This is a genomic window from Thiolapillus sp. (assembly GCF_048562965.1).
In the GTDB taxonomy this organism is placed as follows: domain Bacteria; phylum Pseudomonadota; class Gammaproteobacteria; order Chromatiales; family Chromatiaceae; genus Thiolapillus; species Thiolapillus brandeum_A.
Map to the genome: position 1 here is coordinate 1 of NZ_JBHNMF010000515.1, position 2315 is coordinate 2315.

The window sequence follows — 2315 nt, forward strand, 5'->3', positions numbered from 1 at the left end:
GTGTTGGGTCAATAGCATAGACTCGGCGTACTATGATGTCAAGCCTCTACAGACATGAAAAAGCGATTGTAGATCCATGGAGGCAGGCTTGTACTCATCTTAGGGGTGAGTAGTTACCTTTCAGGTCCAGATCCAGTACCCAGTTCACCTTCCCTTTTTGAAGCACGGTTTGCAGCGCCTGCAAGGCTTGGTGTTGACTCTTTCCAGGGCGGAATCCGTAGCTGAAGGCGGCGAAGTCGCTTTCGTAGATGCTGTTCAGGATTTCGGCTGTGGCCGACTGGACGATTTTGTCTTCGATGTTCTGAAGTTGTATCGGGCGTAGGCTTCCATCGCTGCCAGCCATGGAGAGCGAAGCGAAGGCTGGTAGACCCCAGTAGCCGCGAGGCCGCACTGTTTTCCCGGCGTGCCTTGCGCCAGAGGGAAAACAAAGTAGGCCTCCGAACGCGGCGTCCAGTCATTGGGAGCCAAGTACGGAGCAGCAACGAGCTTGCGAAGTTGTTGCGTAGTGCTTGGTGACCAGGACGGCTGGGGCACAAATAGGTTGTCAAAGGCCGAGTCGATTTTGGGGACTGGGATGTCCCAAAATCTATCACGAGGCCGAAGACACGCTTGTCGATGTGTTGGGTCAATAGCATAGACTCGGCGTACTATGATGTCAAGCCTCTACAGACATGAAAAAGTGATTGTAGATCCATGGAGGCAGGCTTGTACTCATCTTAGGGGTGAGTAGTTACTCCTGGGCGCCGATCATGGGTGTGGGCTACTACAAGAACGTCACCCAGTGGAGCAAGGGTGAATACCCGGATGCAAGCCAGGTTCAGGATGATCTCGCCATTATCGATGGCAAGCTGGGATATCGGGGGGATGATCATGGCGATACGCCGGCAACGGCCACGCCGCTGGTCATACAGGACAATGGTGATGTGCTGGTATCCGAGCCTGAATCGGATCCTTTCGATGATCATCCGGAGAACAAGGGAGTTATCGAATTACGTACGGATGTGGACGTGTTTTCCATGGATGTGGCTGATGGCCCCCTGTCACTGACTGTCACGCCGGCCTGGAAAGCGTTTTACCGCGACAGTCACCGGGGAGCGAACATGGACGTGTCCCTGCGCCTGCTGGATGCAGATGGATCGGCAGTCGATGCTGATGATCCTGCAGACAATACCAACGCAACTATTGCCAGGACCGTCTCCGCCGGACGCTATTATCTCGAGGTGGACGGGGTAGGGAACAGTGTCGGTGAGGGATACAGCGATTACGGCAGCCTGGGGCAGTATTTCGTATCGGGTACGGTAACGCCTGTCAGCAGTGTGCGCTATACCATTGGGGGTACCGTAACCGGGCTGAGTGCGGGCAGCAGTCTGACGTTACAGAACAATGGCGGTGACAACCTGAGTGTGTCCGCCAATGGCAGTTTTGCTTTCGCCACGAAACTCGGTGATGGTGCAACTTACCGGGTTACCGTGCTCGCACAACCGGGACCTTCCGAAAGCTGCGTCATCACCAATGATCAGGGTACGGTTTCCGGTGCGGATGTGAGCAATGTACAGGTGGGCTGCAGTACGGCAGACACCACACCGGATCCTTTCAGCTTTGCTACGGTCAACGGCGTTCAGTACGACCCTAGGGTAACCACTGAGTCCGAGGTTGTGACCATCACAGGCATCGATGCACCGGCAGTGGTGAGTATCCAGGGTGGGGAGTACCGGATCAACAGCGGCAGCTGGCAGTCGGCTGCCGGCCAGATCAGCAACCGCTGCCAGCCATGGAGAGCGAAGCGAAGGCTGGTAGACCCCAGTAGCCGCGAGGCCGCACTGTTTTCCCGGCGTGCCTTGCGCCAGAGGGAAAACAAAGTAGGCCTCTGAACGCGGCGTCCAGTCATTGGGAGACAAGTACGGAGCAGCAACGAGCTTGCGAAGTTGTTGCGTAGTGCTTGGTGACCAGGACGGCTGGGGCACCAATAGGTTGTCAAAGGCCGAGTCGATTTTGGGGACTGGGATGTCCCAAAATCTATCACGAGGCCGAAGACACACTTGAGGACACCCAAGGTGATACCGATGGTGAGCATCATTTTGAGGCTGACGATCAAGGGATGTTGATCCCCATGCCCTTGGGAGGGTGTCGCAAAAGCCCCTTCCTGAACGTTACGGTTGAGGGTAACCTAGACCCTTATGTGGAACCACTACTCTTTAGTCGAGTAGATCGGCCATTGCTGGCTTTCACCCTCACAGAACCGGACGTGCGGATTTCCCGCATCCGGCTCTTCCGAGCAGGTCACCCGGATTGAGCGGGAGCCAATTGTCTGGGCG

The 2315-nt window shown here is 55.9% G+C and carries 3 protein-coding genes; 1 reads left to right on the forward strand and 2 read right to left on the reverse strand.

The genetic code is table 11. From position 1 onward, the window contains the following. Nucleotides 1-94: 94 nt before the first annotated feature. Together ACOCD2_RS17110 and ACOCD2_RS17115 are read right to left on the reverse strand one after the other, a co-directional pair. On the reverse strand, nt 95-343 hold the full coding sequence (locus tag ACOCD2_RS17110) for a reverse transcriptase domain-containing protein (RefSeq protein WP_419620560.1): 249 nt from the start codon (nt 341-343) through the stop codon (nt 95-97). Continuing rightward, on the reverse strand, nt 256-534 hold the full coding sequence (locus tag ACOCD2_RS17115) for a hypothetical protein (protein ID WP_293816048.1): 279 nt from the start codon (nt 532-534) through the stop codon (nt 256-258). Before ACOCD2_RS17115 ends, ACOCD2_RS17110 begins: the two co-directional genes overlap by 88 nt. 188 nt (nt 535-722) lie before the next feature. Between ACOCD2_RS17115 and ACOCD2_RS17120 the strand changes: the two genes are divergently transcribed. Beyond that, the gene (locus ACOCD2_RS17120) at nt 723-1871 is read left to right on the forward strand and encodes a pre-peptidase C-terminal domain-containing protein (protein WP_293688873.1); all 1149 of its coding nucleotides are present in this window, start codon (nt 723-725) and stop codon (nt 1869-1871) included. Nucleotides 1872-2315 lie beyond the last annotated feature (444 nt).